The 14,865-nt window shown below is 67.5% G+C and carries 16 protein-coding genes; 14 read left to right on the plus strand and 2 right to left on the minus strand.

Annotation, left to right across the window (positions count from 1 at the left end):
• Positions 1-211: 211 nt before the first annotated feature.
• The 13 genes from AC1DSC_RS11440 (at position 212) to AC1DSC_RS11500 (ending at position 12,633) form a co-directional block, all read left to right on the plus strand.
• Positions 212-1,111, plus strand: coding sequence for a LysR family transcriptional regulator (locus AC1DSC_RS11440; protein WP_015865636.1), 900 nt, complete (start codon positions 212-214; stop codon positions 1,109-1,111).
• 135 nt (positions 1,112-1,246) lie between these two features.
• Positions 1,247-2,260, plus strand: coding sequence for a Bug family tripartite tricarboxylate transporter substrate binding protein (locus AC1DSC_RS11445; RefSeq protein ID WP_436288705.1), 1,014 nt, complete (start codon positions 1,247-1,249; stop codon positions 2,258-2,260).
• Between the two features lie 47 nt (positions 2,261-2,307).
• On the plus strand, positions 2,308-2,997 hold the full coding sequence (locus tag AC1DSC_RS11450; protein ID WP_436288704.1) for an RraA family protein: 690 nt from the start codon (positions 2,308-2,310) through the stop codon (positions 2,995-2,997).
• Positions 2,994-3,923, plus strand: a complete 930-nt coding sequence (locus tag AC1DSC_RS11455) for an NAD(P)-dependent oxidoreductase (protein WP_436288703.1) — start codon at positions 2,994-2,996, stop codon at positions 3,921-3,923. Before AC1DSC_RS11450 ends, AC1DSC_RS11455 begins: the two co-directional genes overlap by 4 nt.
• Positions 3,924-4,080: 157 nt before the next feature.
• Entirely contained in the window at positions 4,081-5,211 is a 1,131-nt protein-coding gene (locus tag AC1DSC_RS11460) for a saccharopine dehydrogenase family protein (RefSeq protein ID WP_436288702.1), read from the plus strand.
• A gap of 98 nt (positions 5,212-5,309) precedes the next feature.
• The gene (locus tag AC1DSC_RS11465) at positions 5,310-7,061 is read left to right on the plus strand and encodes a thiamine pyrophosphate-binding protein (protein ID WP_436288701.1); all 1,752 of its coding nucleotides are present in this window, start codon (positions 5,310-5,312) and stop codon (positions 7,059-7,061) included.
• A 61-nt stretch (positions 7,062-7,122) separates the two neighbouring features.
• On the plus strand, positions 7,123-8,379 hold the full coding sequence (locus AC1DSC_RS11470) for an NAD(P)/FAD-dependent oxidoreductase (protein WP_436288700.1): 1,257 nt from the start codon (positions 7,123-7,125) through the stop codon (positions 8,377-8,379).
• Between the two features lie 330 nt (positions 8,380-8,709).
• A complete protein-coding gene (locus tag AC1DSC_RS11475) occupies positions 8,710-9,450 on the plus strand; it encodes a transporter substrate-binding domain-containing protein (protein ID WP_369664965.1) in 741 nt (246 codons plus the stop codon).
• Positions 9,451-9,459: 9 nt separating this feature from the next.
• Positions 9,460-10,254 (plus strand): amino acid ABC transporter permease, encoded by a 795-nt coding sequence (locus AC1DSC_RS11480; protein WP_015865644.1) that lies wholly within the window; start codon positions 9,460-9,462, stop codon positions 10,252-10,254.
• A gap of 1 nt (position 10,255) precedes the next feature.
• Positions 10,256-11,056: an amino acid ABC transporter ATP-binding protein gene (locus AC1DSC_RS11485; protein ID WP_018905964.1), complete on the plus strand. Its 801-nt coding sequence runs from the start codon at positions 10,256-10,258 to the stop codon at positions 11,054-11,056.
• Complete coding sequence (locus tag AC1DSC_RS11490; protein WP_436288699.1) at positions 11,056-11,442, plus strand: GFA family protein; 387 nt, start codon at positions 11,056-11,058, stop codon at positions 11,440-11,442. The genes AC1DSC_RS11485 and AC1DSC_RS11490 overlap by 1 nt, the downstream gene beginning before the upstream one ends.
• A gap of 38 nt (positions 11,443-11,480) precedes the next feature.
• Complete coding sequence (locus AC1DSC_RS11495; protein ID WP_015865647.1) at positions 11,481-11,942, plus strand: Lrp/AsnC family transcriptional regulator; 462 nt, start codon at positions 11,481-11,483, stop codon at positions 11,940-11,942.
• Between the two features lie 13 nt (positions 11,943-11,955).
• Positions 11,956-12,633 (plus strand): aspartate/glutamate racemase family protein, encoded by a 678-nt coding sequence (locus AC1DSC_RS11500; RefSeq protein ID WP_436288698.1) that lies wholly within the window; start codon positions 11,956-11,958, stop codon positions 12,631-12,633.
• Between the two features lies 1 nt (position 12,634).
• Here the strand turns inward: AC1DSC_RS11500 and AC1DSC_RS11505 are convergent, their stop codons facing one another.
• Positions 12,635-13,561: a LysR family transcriptional regulator gene (locus AC1DSC_RS11505; protein WP_436288697.1), complete on the minus strand. Its 927-nt coding sequence runs from the start codon at positions 13,559-13,561 to the stop codon at positions 12,635-12,637.
• 136 nt (positions 13,562-13,697) lie between these two features.
• On the opposite strand from AC1DSC_RS11505, the gene AC1DSC_RS11510 reads away from it, so the two are divergent.
• Positions 13,698-14,105, plus strand: a complete 408-nt coding sequence (locus AC1DSC_RS11510; RefSeq protein ID WP_018905960.1) for a RidA family protein — start codon at positions 13,698-13,700, stop codon at positions 14,103-14,105.
• On the opposite strand, the gene AC1DSC_RS11515 is transcribed toward AC1DSC_RS11510, so the two are convergent.
• Complete coding sequence (locus AC1DSC_RS11515) at positions 14,062-14,832, minus strand: FadR/GntR family transcriptional regulator (RefSeq protein WP_436288696.1); 771 nt, start codon at positions 14,830-14,832, stop codon at positions 14,062-14,064. The two genes, AC1DSC_RS11510 and AC1DSC_RS11515, sit on opposite strands and share 44 nt — an antisense overlap.
• Positions 14,833-14,865 lie beyond the last annotated feature (33 nt).

A 14,865-nucleotide genomic window follows, 5' to 3' on the forward strand; every position in this document is an offset into this window, starting at 1 on the left:
GGGAGCGGCCGGGCTCGGCAGAGTAACGGATCGAAACTCCGCTGGTTCCGCAGCCGAGGGCTGGACAGGCGCCAACCCTGAACGGAACGCCGATCCCGAGATGCTGGGCGCTATATTGCGAACAGCCCGTGTCCACCGTGCACGGGACAAGACCATTCGCTCGAAGGCCCCGGCGCCACGCGTCGCGCAAGAGCAAAACCAGGAGAGTTTTTTGGACCTGCGCGACCTGCAGTACTTCGAGGTCATTGCCGAACTCGAGCACATGGGCCGCGCCTCGGAGCGGCTGCACCGCACCCAGCCTGCGCTGACGAGCTGCGTCAAGCGCCTGGAAGAAGCCTGCGGCGCGGCCCTGTTCGAGCGAACGGGCCGCGGCATCCGCCTCACGGCCGCCGGCAAGGCCTTGCTCAAGTGGGCGCAGCGCACGCGCTTCGATGTGGAAAGCGCGCGCCGCGAGATCGGCGACATCGGCCGCGGCCTGGCCGGCAATATCCGCATCGGCATCGTGCCCACGGCCGCGCAGTTCCTGCTTCCGCCGGCGGCGCGGGAGCTGATGGGCGAGGCGCCGGGCATCACGCTGCGAACGACGGTGGCGCTGGGCGACATCCTGACGCCGCTGCTGCGGTCCGGCGAGATCGACCTGATGGTCGGCACGGAGGGCACGCAGGAGCCGGGCTTCACCTCGAAGCTGCTCGCCGAAGACCCGATCGTGGTTGCCGCGACCAGCTCGCACGAGATCTTCAAGAAGGCCAAGCCGACGCTCAAGGACCTGGCCGGCTACCGCTGGGTACTGCAGCCGCCCGGCGCGCCAACGCGCGACTGGCTGGACCAGACCTTCGACCGCAGCCACCTGCCGCGGCCCCAGGTGCAGGTGGAAAGCACGATGCTGCTGATGCTGCCGAGCCTGATCGACGAGACCGGCCTGCTGAGCTTCATCTCGCGGCTGCACCTGCAGGAAGGCCGCTCGGGCGCGGCGCTGCGCGAGGTCAAGGTCCGGGGCGTGACGATGCGCCGGCGCATGGTCGTCACCTACCGCGAGAGCGGCTACCTCTCGCCGGCAGCGCAGCGCCTGGTGGTGCTGCTGGCCAGGCACGGGCGTTTCCGGTCGCGCTGATACCCCAAGCGGCATTTATCGGTTCCAAGAAATTATCGATTGGACCGCTGGCGAAGCAGCGCGAATACTTGCCTCCATCGAACGCACCGGACCCGCTTCACAGGGCCGGGCAGTTCGGCCACAGGAGACAAGTTCATGCCCTCATTCCCGCTTCGTGCCGGCGCTTCGCGCCGTCGTCTCGCCATCGCCGCCGCAGCACTGGTGGCCGGCGCCACCCTCCTCGCACCTGCCGGCGCTCTTGCGCAGGCCCCGTATCCGTCGCGGCCGATCCGGCTGATCGTGCCGTTCCCGGCCGGCGGCGGCACCGACCTGGTTGCGCGTGAAGTTGCCAACAAGGTCGCCACCAGCAACGGCTGGTCGATCGTCATCGACAACAAGCCCGGCTCGGGCGGCAACCTCGGGGTCGATGCGGCCGCCAAGTCAGCGCCCGACGGCTACACGCTGGTGCTCGGCCAGACCAGCAACCTGGCGATCAATCCCACGCTCTACGCGAGGCTGCCCTACAACCCCGAGAAGGATCTGACGCCGATCGGCCTCGTTGCCAGCGCGCCGCTGGTGCTGGTGGTGGCGGCCGACTCGCCGTACAAGACGCTGGCCGACGTGGTGGCCGCGGCCAAGGCTAGGCCCGAGGCGCTCAACTACGCGAGCTCGGGCAGCGGCACGGTGGCGCACCTGGCGACCGAGCTCTTCCAGAAGACCGCCGACGTCAGGTTCACGCACGTGCCCTACAAGGGCGCCGCGCAGGGATCGACCGACCTGATCGGCGGCCAGGTCCAGATGTACATGTCCTCGGTGCCGACGCTGATCGGGCACATCAAGAACGGCAAGATGCGCCCGATCGTCGTCACCTCGCGCAAGCGCACCGCCGACCTTCCCGGCGCGCCAACGGTGGACGAGTCGGGCTACAAGGGCTTCGAGGCCGCGACATGGTTCGGCGTTGCGGGCCCGGCCGGCCTGCCGAAGGACGTGGTGGCCAAGCTCAACGCGGCGTTCAACAAGGCGCTGCAGGACCCCGAGGTCAAGCGCAAGCTCGCGAGCCAGGGCGCCGAGGTGAAGGGCAGCACGCCGGAGGAGTTCGGCGCCTACATCCGCGAAGAAATGGTGCGCTGGGGCAAGGTCGTCAAGGACTCGGGCGCCAAGGTCGATTGAGGCGCACGCCGCACTGCCCCCCCTCTTCATTCCTCCAAGAGAAACCCATGTCCTCCAACCCTCCCGACATCATCCGCAATTTCGAGCGCGTACCCGCACACGTCGTGGCGCAGGCCGCGCAATTCCAGCCCGCCATCCTGGCCGACGTGGCCGGCCGCCGGGGCGCGATGCATGGCCGCATCAAGGCGCTGCGCCCGCGCATGAAGCTGGCCGGCCCCGCCTTCACGGTGGAAGTGCGCCCCGGCGACAACCTCATGATTCACGCCGCCATCGCGATGGCCAGGCCCGGCGACGTGCTGGTGATCGACGGCAAGGGCGACCAGGGCTCGGCGCTCATGGGCACCATCATGATGACGGCCTGCCAGAAGCTGGGCATCGCGGGCGTGGTGATGGACGGCGCCTGCCGCGACAGCCTCGAGATCGACGAGATGGACTTTCCCGTGTTCTGCGTGGGCACCAACCCGAACGGACCGACCAAGAACATCGCGGGGCGCATCGGGCATTCCGTCTCGGTCGGAGACGTCACGGTGCGTGCCGGCGACTTCGTGATTGCCGATGGCGACGGCGTAGTGGTGGTGGAGCGCGAGAAGATCGAGGCGCTGCTGCCTGCGGCGGCCCGCAAGGTCAGCGACGAGGCCGCGCGCATTGCCGCCATCAAGGATGGCGACACCGCGGCCAAGTGGCTCAACACTGCGCTGCGCACGGCCGGCGTGCTCAAGGAAGGAGAGACCCTGTGAGCACCATCGTGGTGACCGGCGCCGACCTCGCGCCGCAGGCCATCACGCTGCTCGAGGGCCACGAGATCGTCTACGCCGGCAAGGCGCCGACCGAAGACGACCTGGTGGCGCTGTGCCGCGCGCACGACCCCGTCGCCATCATCGTGCGCTACGGCAAGGTCGGCGCCGCGGTGATGGATGCGGCGCCCTCGCTGCGCGTGATCTCCAAGCACGGCAGCGGCACCGACACCATCGACAAGGCCGCCGCACAGGCGCGGGGCATCGAGGTGGCCGCGGCCGTGGGCGCGAACGCCGCCGCGGTGGCCGAGCAGGCGCTGGCGCTGCTGCTGGCCTGCGCCAAGTCGGTCGTGGCGCTGGACGCGCGCATGCATGCCGGCCACTGGGACAAGGCCACGCACAAGAGCCTCGAGCTCGGCGGCCGCACCATCGGGCTGATCGGCCTGGGTGCGATCGGGCTGCGCTTTGCCCGCATGGCCGATGCACTGGGCATGCGCGTGATCGGCTTCGATCCCTATGCCGCGAATCTTCCGCCCCATGTGACGGCCGTCGACCTGCCGGCGATCTGGCGCGAGTCGGATGCGATCTCGCTGCACTGCCCGCTGACGGAAGACAACCGCGGCATGGTCAACGCCGGGACGCTGGCGCGGTGCAAGCGCGGCGTGATCCTGGTGAACACCGCGCGCGGCGGCCTCGTCGACGAGGCGGCGCTGCTGGCCGCGGTGCGCTCGGGCCAGGTCGGCATGGCGGGCCTGGACAGCTTCGCGGTCGAGCCCATGGCCGCCGGCCACCCGTTCCAGGGCGAGGAGAACTTCGTGCTGAGCCCGCACATCGGCGGCGTGACCGGCGATGCCTATGTGAACATGGGCGTTGGCGCAGCGAAGAACGTGTTGCAGGTGCTCGCACGGCAGCCGGCCGCCACGGCCTGAACCTGAAGGCGCGGGCCGCCCCTCGCGCGAAAACGTCACGCCCCTTCGTCGAAACGTCGAGAACACTGCGGCCTTCGCCGTTCTGCTCTCTACCGCCTGCCAGCCTTCGCTTCTACATTTTCTCTACGGGGCCGCGGCTCTTTTCTGGAGAATCAAAATGTCGAAGCTGCAAGTCAAGAATGTTCTGGTGCTGGGTGCGGGCAAGGTGGGCAGCACGGTGGCGGACATGATCGCCGAATACCACCGCATCCCGGTGACGCTGGCCGACCAGCGCGCCGGCACGCCGTCCAATGATCCACTGGTGCGGCAGATCACGCTGAACGTGGAGGACGAAGCGGCGCTGGCCGGCGAACTGGCCGCGCACACGGTGGTCATCAACGCGCTGCCGTTCTTCCTGGCCGCGCGCGTGGCCACGCAGGCGGCGCGGCTGGGCGTGCACTACTTCGACCTCACGGAGGACGTGGCGGCCACGCATGCGATCCGCCAGCTTTCCGACGAAGCCACGTCTGTGCTGATGCCGCAAAGCGGCCTCGCGCCCGGCGTGATCGGCATGCTCGGCGGGCACCTGGCGGGGCACTTCGACGAGCTCTACGACCTGCGCCTTCGCGTCGGCGCGCTCACGCGCAATGCCACCAACAGCCTGCGCTACAACTTCACCTGGAGCATCGATGGCGTCATCAACGAATACTGCAACGCCTGCGATGCGATCGTGAACGGCCAGCTCGTGTCGGTGCAGGCGCTGGAGGGCCATGAGACCTTCACGCTCGACGCCGAGGCCTTCGAGGCCTTCAACACCTCCGGCGGTTTGGGCACGCTGTGCGAGACGCTGCGCGGCAAGGTGCGCAACCTCGACTACAAGACCATCCGCTATCCGGGCCACCGCGATGCGATGAACTTCCTCTTGCACGACCTGCGCCTGATCGAGCGCCGCGACCTGCTGCGCCAGGTGCTCGAGCATGCGGTGCCGCACAGCCGCGAAGACGTGGTGATCGTGTTCGCGTCGGCCTCGGGCATGCGCGGCGGCCGCTTCGAGCAGGAGACCCGCCTGGGCCGCGTGTTCGGCGCCAAGCTTCGCGGCAAGGACCGCACCGCCATCGAGCTCACCACGGCGGCCGGCGTGGTCGGCGTGTTCGAGCTGCTGCAGCAAGGCAAGCTGCCCCGCGCCGGCTTTGTCGGGCAGGAGCAGGCGCCGCTCGAGGCCTTTCTCTCGACGCGCGTGGGCCACTACTACCAAGGGCTTGGCGTGAGCGCCTCCAGCCCTTCGCAGCAGGAGCTCGCCGAAGCCTGAGCCTGAGTGCTTCGCGCAAGCCGCGGCCGGGGAGCGCAAGGCCCCGGCCCGCCCCTGTCTCTCTTTCTTCTTTTTCAATTCCGGACTGGAGTTTTGCCATGCGTGGTGCAGACGTGCTCGTGCAGATGTTGATCAACTACGGCGTCGACGTGCTTTTTGGCGTGCCCGGCGACACCAACGTGCCGTTCTACGAGGCGCTGCAGCGCCGCCAGGGCGACATCGAGCACGTCATGGCCCGCGACGAGCGCTCGGCCGGCTACATGGCCGACGCCTATGCGCGGCTGACCGACAGGCCCGGCATCTTCGAATGCCCCTCGGGCGCCGGCGCGATGTACTCGCTGCCGCCACTGGCCGAATCGAATGCCTCTTCGGTGCCGGTCATCCTGCTGACCATCGACCTGCCGCTGCCCGGCGAAGGCCGCGGCATGATCACCGAGCTCGACTGCGCCAGGCTGTTCGAACCCGTCACCAAAATGTCGGTGCAGGTGAAGTCGCCCGAGAAGCTGCCCGAGATCATTCGCCGCGCATTCCGCGTGGCCTGCTCCGGCACGCCCGGCGCCGTGCACCTGCAGATCCCGGAAGACATGCTGCTGGCGGAGATCGACCCCGACGCCATCTCGCTGCACGCCGAGCCTGAATGCAGGACCTTCCCGGCCTTTCCGATGGCGCCCGCGCCCGGCAAGGTGGGCGAGCTTTTCGCGCTGCTGCGGAAGGCCTCGAAGCCGCTCTTCGTCGCGGGCGGCGGCGTGAACCGCTCCTGCGCCGGCAGCGCGCTCACCGAGGTGGCTGCGAAGCTCAACGTGCCCGTGGTCAACACGATCACCGGCCAGGGCGCACTGCCCGACGATCACCGCCTGGCCATCGGCGTCATCGGCGACAACGGCTTTCATCCGCATGCCAACCGCGCGCTCGAGGAATCGGACCTGGTGATCTTCGTCGGCTCGCGCATGGGATCGGTCGTCACCGTGGGCTGGACCTTCCCCAAGTCGACGCTCAACAAGCGCGTGGTGCAGATCGACATCAACCCCGAGCGCCTTGCCAACAACTACGAGAACCTGCTGTCGATCGCCGCGGATGCGCAGCTGGTCCTGAAGCAGATCCTGAACGAGGCGCCCGTCGATTTCGATGGCTCGAAGCACACGCCGTGGGTCGAGCACCTGAACGCCTACCGCGAGAATTTCTGGGAGCATGCCGAAGGCGTGCTTTCGCTGGACGACGTGCCGCTGCGGCCCGAGCGCGTGGTGCGCGAGTTCGGCAAGCAGCTCGATAAGTACGGCCAGGCCGTGCACATTCTTTCGGATGCCGGCACACCCACGCCCTACATGACGCGCTTCCTGCGCATCGGCGACCGCCGCACGCGCTTCGTCATTCCGCGTGCCTTCGGCGGCCTGGGCTCGGCGATTCCCGCGGTGGTCGGCGCCTGGTACGCCGACAAGACGCGCCGGCCGATCGGCATGTTCGGCGACGGCTCTTTCAACATGGCCGTCGGCGAGCTCGAGACGCTGGTTCGCAAGAAGGTGCCGGCACTGCTGATGCTCTTCAACAACGGCTGCTTCGGCTGGATCAAGGGGCTGCACCGGCTCAAGGGCCACGATGAATGCTTTGGCGTGGACTTCCTGCCGCCGCGCGGCCAGGCCATTGCCGAGGCCTTCGACATCAAGGCCTGGACGGCCGCCACGCCCGGCGAACTGGTGCAGGCGCTCGATGAAGCCTTCGCCTATGACGGCCCCTGCCTCATCGACATCCATATCGAATCGCTGGCGGACCGCGTGCCGCCCGTGTATTCATGGCTCGCGAAAAAGAAGCTCGATCCGCTGGCGCTGGCGCCGGAAGACGTGGCCTATCTGTAGACCCGATCGCGGCGCCGGCGGTTCGCGATAGACTTTTCGGCGAATGAACCGATTGGCCTGAATGAAGAACACTGTTGCCGTGCTCGGCGCCGGCATCGTCGGCGTGTCGTGCGCCCTCGAGCTCCAGCGGCGGGGTTTCGACGTGACGGTCTTCGACCGCGCCGCGCCGGGCCGCGAAACCTCCTACGGCAATGCCGGCGTGATCGCCCGCAGTTCGCTGATGCCGTTCAACCATCCGGGGTTGTGGTCTTCGCTTCCCAGGCTGCTGAAGAACAACTCCGCGGGCTTTCGCTACAACCCGCTTTTCCTCGCGAAGAACCTGCCATGGGCGCTGAAGTTCCTGGCCAACACGCGCGCGGCGGTCTTTCATGAAACGACCGCGGCGCTCGATGCACTGATCCGGCTTTCGACGTCGGAGCACCTGCGACTGCTGGGCGAAGCGGGCGCGGCGCACCGCCTGCGCACGAACGGGTGGCTCTTTCTCTATCGCAGCGAGCAAGGCTTTCTCGGCGGCCAGCTCTCGCGGGACACTTTCAAGAAATTCGGCATCGCGACGCAGGTGCTCGATGCGCGAGAGCTCGCGCAGCTCGAGCCCCATCTGAAGCCGCTGTTCCCGCGCGCGCTGTGGATCCAGGACACGGCGTCGGTGGACAGCCCGGGCCAGGTGGTCGAGGCCTATGCCAGGCTTTTCACCGCGCGCGGAGGCCGCATCCGGCAGGCATCGATCGGCGGCCTGCGCCGATCGGATGCAGGCGATGACTGGCAGGTGACCGAAGACGCCGGCACGCTCCACGAGGCCTCGCGCGTCGTGCTCGCGCTGGGGCCTTGGAGCCGGGAGTTCGCGAAGAAAGCCTTGGGCCTGTCGGTGCCGATGGCGTACGAGCGCGGCTACCACATGCACTACGGGGCCGCCGGCGGCGCCTCGCTCGGGCGGCCGGTCTACGACACCGGCGGCGGCTATGTGCTGTCGCCGATGGAACAAGGCCTGCGCCTTTCCACGGGCGTGCAATTGACCGATCGCGAGGCGCCCCGGAATCTCGCGCAGCTGGACCTGGCGGAGCGCGCCGCGCGCGAGGCGTTTCCACTCGAGGAGCGCCTTGACAAGGAAGCCTGGCTCGGCAGCCGCCCCACGCTGCCGGACAGCCGCCCGGTGATCGGCGAATGCCCGGGCCGCCCAGGCCTTTGGCTCGCCTTCGGCCACCAGCACATCGGCTTCAACACCGCTCCCGGAACGGCCGCGCTCCTGGGCACGATGATGGCCGGCGAAGCCTGCGCCTTCGATCCCGCGCCGTTCCGGCCTTCACGCTTCCTGGGCTGAAGCCGCCCGGGGCGCACCGATCTGGCACCCGGGGCGTGCCCATGGTGCGACCCGGATATTCAAGCGCCGTCCGACGGAATCGGTCGTTTCGCATGCCCAGGATGACGGTATGACGAAAACTTCGCGCGATCCTGACGAAGTGCCGCATTGCTCGTGACTATCATGGCTCCTAGACTTCATTCGCGAGTCGAAGCCTTCCTTCTTATTCAAATGGCGAGCTTTTTGCTTGGAGACCCCATGACTACAAAACGAGCGATCCTTCGCACCCTCCTCGCGCTGACGAGCGCATGCACCCTCACCCTCAGCGTCGCCCAGGAGCCGGAAAGCTCGATGACCCGCGTCCAACGGACCAAGGTCCTGCGGGTGGGCGCGATCGCCGGGGCCATTCCGTACTTCAGCAAGGACCTGGTCTCGGGCAAGTGGGAAGGCTTCGGGCCCGACTTCTCCGAGAGCCTGGCGAAGAAGTTCGGCGCCAAGGTCGAGTACGTGGAAACCACCTGGGGCAACGCGGTGCTCGACCTGCAGTCGAACAAGATCGATGCGATGTTCGGCATGGCGCCGACGCCGGCGCGCAAGGAGGTCGTGAACTTCTCCGACACCCTGTTCGACAACACCTACACCGCCGTGTGCAAGAAGGGCTTCCCGACCAAGACCTGGGAGCAGCTGAACGCACCCGAGAACAAGATCGTGGTCGACGTGGGCTCCAGCCATGACCAGCTCGCCACGCGCATCCTGCCGAAGGCCGATGTCCAGCGGCTGGAGAACTCGGGCTCCGCAACGCTCGCGCTGCAGGCCGGCCGCGCCGACTGCCAGATCCTGGTGATCCTGCTGGCGCAGCCGCTGCTGGCCAAGCGCGCCAACGTGGGCGTGATGCAGATCCCCACGCCGATCTACACCGCACCCGTGAGCATCGGCCTGCGCAAGGAAGCCGATCCGGCCATGCAGACAGCCGTCAACGCCTGGCTGGGCGAGGTTCGCGCCAAGGGCGAAGTCCGCAGCGTGATCCTGAAGAACATGGAAAAACTCGCCGGCGTTCCGGCCAGCGCCTTCCCGTCCGAAATCAAGTTCTGAGGCCGGGCCATGGAATACGCCGAATCGCAGGGGGCGCCCCGCTCGCGCTCCCGCCTGGGCATGGCCCTGATGGTGGTTCTCGCGCTGGCCGGCGCCTGGGCGCTGGTCAAGCACTTCGCCGGTGCCAGCGCGGCCTCCGCAGGCTACGACTGGGATTTCGCGGTGCTCTGGAAGTACCGCTCGCTGCTCATCAGCGGGCTGCTCTACACGCTGCTGTTCACGGTGGTCTGCGTGGTGCTCGGGCTGCTGGTGGGCGTGGTCACCGGCCTGGGGCGCCTGTCCACCAACCCGTACATCACGGCGCCGCTGCGCGCCTACATCGAGGTGTTCCGGTGCACGCCGGTGCTGGTGCAGCTCGTGTGGTTCTACTACGCGCTGCCCGTGCTCACCGGCCTCGAACTCTCGGCCACGGCCGCCGCCACCCTGTGCCTGACGCTCTATGGCGGCGCGTTCTATTCCGAGATCGTGCGCGGCGGGATCATCTCCATCGAGGCCGGCCAGACCGAGGCCGGCAAGGCGCTGGGCATGACGCGCCTGCAGCTGCTGCGCCGCATCCTGCTGCCGCAGGCGTTCAAGAAAATGGTGCCGCCGCTGATGAGCCAGTCGATCATGCAGCTGAAGAACACCTCGCTGCTCTCGGTGCTGGCCGTGCCGGACCTGCTGTACCAGGGCCAGGTGATCGCGCACGACACCTACCGGCCGCTGGAGCTCTACACCTTCATCGCCATTGCCTATTTCGCCGTGCTGCTGCCCATCACGATCTGGGCCAAGCGCATGGAATACGGCGTTGCCAAGGAAGCCTGACATGACGACACCCACCGTGATCGAGATCGCAGGCCTTCGAAAGTCCTTCGGCGCCCACGTGGTCCTCAAGGACATCTCGCTGAAGATCGAACGCGGCCAGGTGGTCGCGATGATCGGGCCTTCGGGTTCCGGCAAATCCACACTGCTTCGCTGCATCAACCTGCTGACGGTTCCAGACGGCGGACGCATCGCCGTCGGCGACCAGGCGATCCAGTTCAGCGGACGCGACACCGCGCTGCCGAACGAGCGCAAGCTCGCCAAGTTCCGCGCCTCCACCGGCATGGTGTTCCAGCACTTCAACCTGTTCCCCCACATGACCGCGCTGCAGAACGTCATGGAAGGCCCGGTCACGGTGCTCAAGACGCCCAAGGCACAGGCGGCGGCCGAGGCCCGGGCACTGCTGCAGAAGGTGGGGCTGCTCGAGCGCGCCGACTACTACCCCGACAAGCTCTCGGGCGGGCAGAAGCAGCGCGTGGCCATCGCCCGCGCGCTGGCCATGAAGCCGAACGTCATGCTTTTCGACGAGGCCACCTCGGCGCTGGATCCCGAGCTCGTCGGAGAAGTGCTGACCGTCATCAAGGGCCTGGCGAAGGAAGGCATGACCATGATCCTGGTCACCCATGAAATCGGCTTTGCGCGCGAGGTGGCGGACCAGGTGATCTTCATGCGCGATGGCGTCGTCGCGGAATGCGGGCCGCCCGGCATCGTCATCGACAACCCGCAGCAGGAGTCGACGCGCGCGTTCCTCGGCCGCTTCAAGGCGTCCGCCGGCACGGCCGAACCCGCTGCTGTCCTCGCCTAGTGAGCGGCGAGGCTCCTTCCGAAGAAGCCTGCGCGTGGCAGCAGGGGCGCTGCCACTGCGGCGCGGTGCGCTTCGAGTTCGTGCTGGCGTCGCACAAGGGCGTGAGCTGCAACTGCAGCTACTGCGTGCGCAAGGCGGCGCTGCACCACCGCGTGCCGGCCGGCAACTTCCGCCTGCTCGCGGGCGTGGAGCAACTGGCGAGCTACCGCTTCGGCACCATGCGCGCACGCCACTTCTTCTGCAGGACCTGCGGCATCCATACGCACTGCCATCCGCGGTCGGCCCCCGGCGAGGTCAATGTCAACCTGCATTGCGTCGACGCGCTGCAGGACGTGCACATCGAGCTTTCCCTGCACGACGGCCGCGGCTGGGCCGCAGTGCCGTAGCATGCCGGTCAAACGCCAGAACTTCACGAGACACCCCGATGGATGGAAGACTTGACGATCTCGACCGGCACCTGCTGAGCCTGCTCCAGGCCAACGCCAGGGAGCCCGCCGCCAACCTGGCGCGAAAGCTCAAGATCGCGCGCACCACCGTGGTCGCGCGCATCGCCCGGCTCGAGCGCGAAGGCATCGTGGCGGGCTATGGCGTGCGCCTGGGCCACAAGCTCGAGCATGCGGCCGTTCGCGCGATCTGCGGGCTCAGCGTCAATGCCAAGAACGCGCCCGCGGTGATCCGGGCACTCGAGCGCGTGCCCGAAGTCGAGGAGCTCTCGGCCGTGAGCGGCCAGTTCGACTACATGGTCTTCCTGCGCTGCGACACGCCCGAAAAGCTCGATGTCCTCTTGGACCAGCTCGGCCAATTGGAGGGCATCAACCAGACGCAGACCTCCATCGTGCTGAGCCGGAAGATCGACCGGCGCAGCGCCCTTCCGTCGGTCTCCTGATTTCTTGTTTGAGATGAACCCCGCTGCGCCTGGCTTTCTCGGTGTGCTGATGCTCGACACGCGCTTTCCGCGGCCGCCGGGCGATGTCGGCAATCCGCAGACCTATGCGCGGGCCGGCATCCCGGTGCGCTTTCTCACGGTGCAGGGTGCGTCGCCCAGGCGCATCGTCGAGGAAGCCGATCCGCGCCTGGTCCAGCCTTTCGTCGATGCCGCGGTGCGGCTGGCGGCCGAAGGCGCGTCGATGATCACCACCAGCTGCGGTTTCCTGGCCGCCTACCAGGACGTGCTCTCGCAGGCGGTTCCGGTGCCGGTGCTGACCTCGAGCCTGCTGCAGGTGCGGCACTGCGCCCGTCCGGGCATCGTCACCTTCGATGCGCAATCGCTGACGCCGCAGATCCTGCATGCTGCCGGCGTGCCCGCAGGAACACCCGTCATGGGTGTGCGCCCGGGCTGCGAATTCCATCGCCGCATCCTGGACAACGACACCGTGCTCGATCTTGCCGAGGCGCAGCGCAATGTTGTCGAGGCGGCCGTGCGCCTGGTACAGGCCTTCCCTTCCGTCGAGCGCATCGTGCTCGAATGCACGAACATGCCGCCGTACCGGGAGGCCGTGGCTGCGGCGGTCGGGCGCGAAGTGCATGACATCGAGACGATGATCCTGAAGGCCTGGCGAGCGCAGTCGCCGGCGTGAATCACGCCTCGCCCAGCGCAGCAATCGGCGCATGCAGCGCCATCAGCTCGTCGATCCAGTCGATGAACACGCGCAGCTTCGCGCTGGCATGCCGGTTCGGCGGGAACATCACGTACATCGGCATCGCGCCGAAGTGCCAGCCCTCGAACAGCGGCACCAGCTCGCCCTGGGCCACGTGGGGCGCGGCCATGTAGTGCGGCAGCCAGAGAACGCCCATGCCCGCCACGCCGGCCGCAAGGTAGGCATTGCCGTCGTCGACCGCGACCACGTAGCGGCCCTGCAGTTCGATGTGCTCGGCGCCACGCTGCATGCGCAGCGCAGCGACCTTGCCGCTGCGCGTGCTCAGGTAGCCGACGATGCGGTGGTGGGTGCCCTCGAGCTCGTTCGGGTGCGCGGGTGTGCCGGCACGTTCCAGGTAGCACGGCGCCGCAAAGACACCGAGCCGCAGCTCGCCCACGCGGCGCGCCGTCAGCGATGAATCGGTGAGCTCGCCGCCGCGCAGCACGCAATCGACGTTGTCGCCGATCAGGTCGACCATGCGGTCGCTCACGCCGAGTTCGAGCTGGATCTCGGGGTGGCGCGCATGGAACGCCGGCAGCGCAGGCACCAGGATCATGCGGGCGAACGGGGTGGGCACGTCCACGCGCAGGCGCCCCCTCGGCGAGGCCGAGGTGCCCAGCAGGCTGGCGTCCGCATCCTCCAGGTCGGCCAGCAGCCGCACCACGCGGTCGTAGTAGGCCGCGCCCTCGGCCGTGACCCTGACCTGGCGCGTCGTGCGGTTGAAGAGCCTCACGCGCAGCCGCGCCTCCAGTTGCTGGACCAGCTGCGTCACGGTGGTCTTGCTCATGTGGAGCGTCTGCGCCGCCTTGGTGAAGCTGCCCGCCTCCACCACGCGGGCGAAGGCCTGCAGCGCATCGAATCGGTCCATCTCTGTGCCTCGGTCGATTGTTTGGGCTGAGCAAACAGTCATTGTGCGTCCTGCCTGTTTATCTGGCGGCCGCGCGCTTCTAGAGTCCATCGATCGCAACCTCCCTTTCCAAGAAAGAAAGAAAGAAAGCCGAACCATGTCTGCACGCAACGTTGTTTTTCCCGCCGGCCGCCAGGCGCTCTATGAGCGCAACCGGTATTCGCCAGCCATCCGCTCCAACGGTTTTCTGTTCGTGTCGGGGCAGGTCGGCAGCCGGCCCGATGGCTCGCCGGAGCCCGACCTGGAGGCGCAGGTCCGGCTCGCGTTCGACAACCTCAACGCGATCCTCTCGGCCGCGGGCTGCAGCTTCGACGACGTGGTCGACGTGACGGTCTTCATCGTCGACCCTGAATCGAAGTTCGAAACCATCTGGAAGGTGGTTGGGGAATATTGGGGCGAGGCGCCGCACCCGACGCTGACGGGCATCGGCGTGACCTGGCTCTATGGCTTCCAGTTCGAGATCAAGGTGATCGCGAAGCTTCCGGACGAGCGCGCGGGTGGCTGACGGACGGTCTGCCCTGGACCGGGAGCACCCTCAGCGCACTCTCCATGTGCGAGAGCATGCATCGGCTCGCACCCTCTGCGTCCCGGTTGCCGATCCGCTCGACGAGTTCGACGTGGGCATCCTGCACCTGTTGCAGGCTTGCTTGCGTCTTGCGCCGTTCCATGCCCTGGCGCGCCTGCGCTTCCAGCGAGGCCCGGATCGATCCGATGATCTGGAACAGCAGCAGGTTTCCGCTCGCCCGCGAGATTTCCAGGTGCAGCTCCATATCGAGCGATGCGTACACCGCGGGGCGGCGAAGCTGCGCTTGCATCCGGATCACCAGGTCAGACATCCGGGCCAGTTGCTCCGGCGTGCGGCGAAGCGCTGCCAATGCTGCAGCGCGACCCTCGAGGCTTGCCCGCACGTCCATCAATTCCTCCGTGGAATTGTCCAGGACCTGCATGGCGCGCGAAAAGTAGATGCCCAGCGCAGTCGCGTCCAGCTCGCGGCGAATCGTCGGGCTCTTGCCGTTCGAAATGTCGATCACACCCAAGCCCTTCAGGGTTCTCAGCGCCTCGCGCACGACGGTTCGGCTCACTCCGAGCAACTCACCCAGGCGCGCTTCCGAAGGCAGCGATGCTCCCGGGCCGAGCTTCGCGTCCTGTATGCGCTGCAGAAGGCTCTGAACGGCCTGCTCTGCGAGGGAAGTTCTCTCCAGTCGGCCCAGGACGAAGGGGTGTGCGGTCATGCGTCGGTCTCCTTACCTATCATACAGGTGGAC

The sequence above is a fragment of the Variovorax sp. 01N425 genome (genome assembly GCF_056399465.1).

Excerpts from the sequence above, each read along its gene's own strand:
- AC1DSC_RS11450 (WP_436288704.1), top strand. The coding sequence starts at position 2,308 with ATGTCCTCCAACCCTCCCGACATCATCCGCAATTTCGAGCGCGTACCC.
- AC1DSC_RS11475 (WP_369664965.1), top strand. The coding sequence starts at position 8,710 with ATGACCCGCGTCCAACGGACCAAGGTCCTGCGGGTGGGCGCGATCGCC.
- AC1DSC_RS11500 (WP_436288698.1), top strand. The coding sequence starts at position 11,956 with ATGAACCCCGCTGCGCCTGGCTTTCTCGGTGTGCTGATGCTCGACACG.
- AC1DSC_RS11445 (WP_436288705.1), top strand. The coding sequence starts at position 1,247 with ATGCCCTCATTCCCGCTTCGTGCCGGCGCTTCGCGCCGTCGTCTCGCC.
- AC1DSC_RS11495 (WP_015865647.1), top strand. The coding sequence starts at position 11,481 with ATGGATGGAAGACTTGACGATCTCGACCGGCACCTGCTGAGCCTGCTC.
- AC1DSC_RS11480 (WP_015865644.1), top strand. The coding sequence starts at position 9,460 with ATGGAATACGCCGAATCGCAGGGGGCGCCCCGCTCGCGCTCCCGCCTG.
- AC1DSC_RS11465 (WP_436288701.1), top strand. The coding sequence starts at position 5,310 with ATGCGTGGTGCAGACGTGCTCGTGCAGATGTTGATCAACTACGGCGTC.
- AC1DSC_RS11485 (WP_018905964.1), top strand. The coding sequence starts at position 10,256 with ATGACGACACCCACCGTGATCGAGATCGCAGGCCTTCGAAAGTCCTTC.
- AC1DSC_RS11510 (WP_018905960.1), top strand. The coding sequence starts at position 13,698 with ATGTCTGCACGCAACGTTGTTTTTCCCGCCGGCCGCCAGGCGCTCTAT.
- AC1DSC_RS11460 (WP_436288702.1), top strand. The coding sequence starts at position 4,081 with ATGTCGAAGCTGCAAGTCAAGAATGTTCTGGTGCTGGGTGCGGGCAAG.
- AC1DSC_RS11470 (WP_436288700.1), top strand. The coding sequence starts at position 7,123 with ATGAAGAACACTGTTGCCGTGCTCGGCGCCGGCATCGTCGGCGTGTCG.
- AC1DSC_RS11505 (WP_436288697.1), bottom strand. The coding sequence starts at position 13,561 with ATGGACCGATTCGATGCGCTGCAGGCCTTCGCCCGCGTGGTGGAGGCG.
- AC1DSC_RS11515 (WP_436288696.1), bottom strand. The coding sequence starts at position 14,832 with ATGACCGCACACCCCTTCGTCCTGGGCCGACTGGAGAGAACTTCCCTC.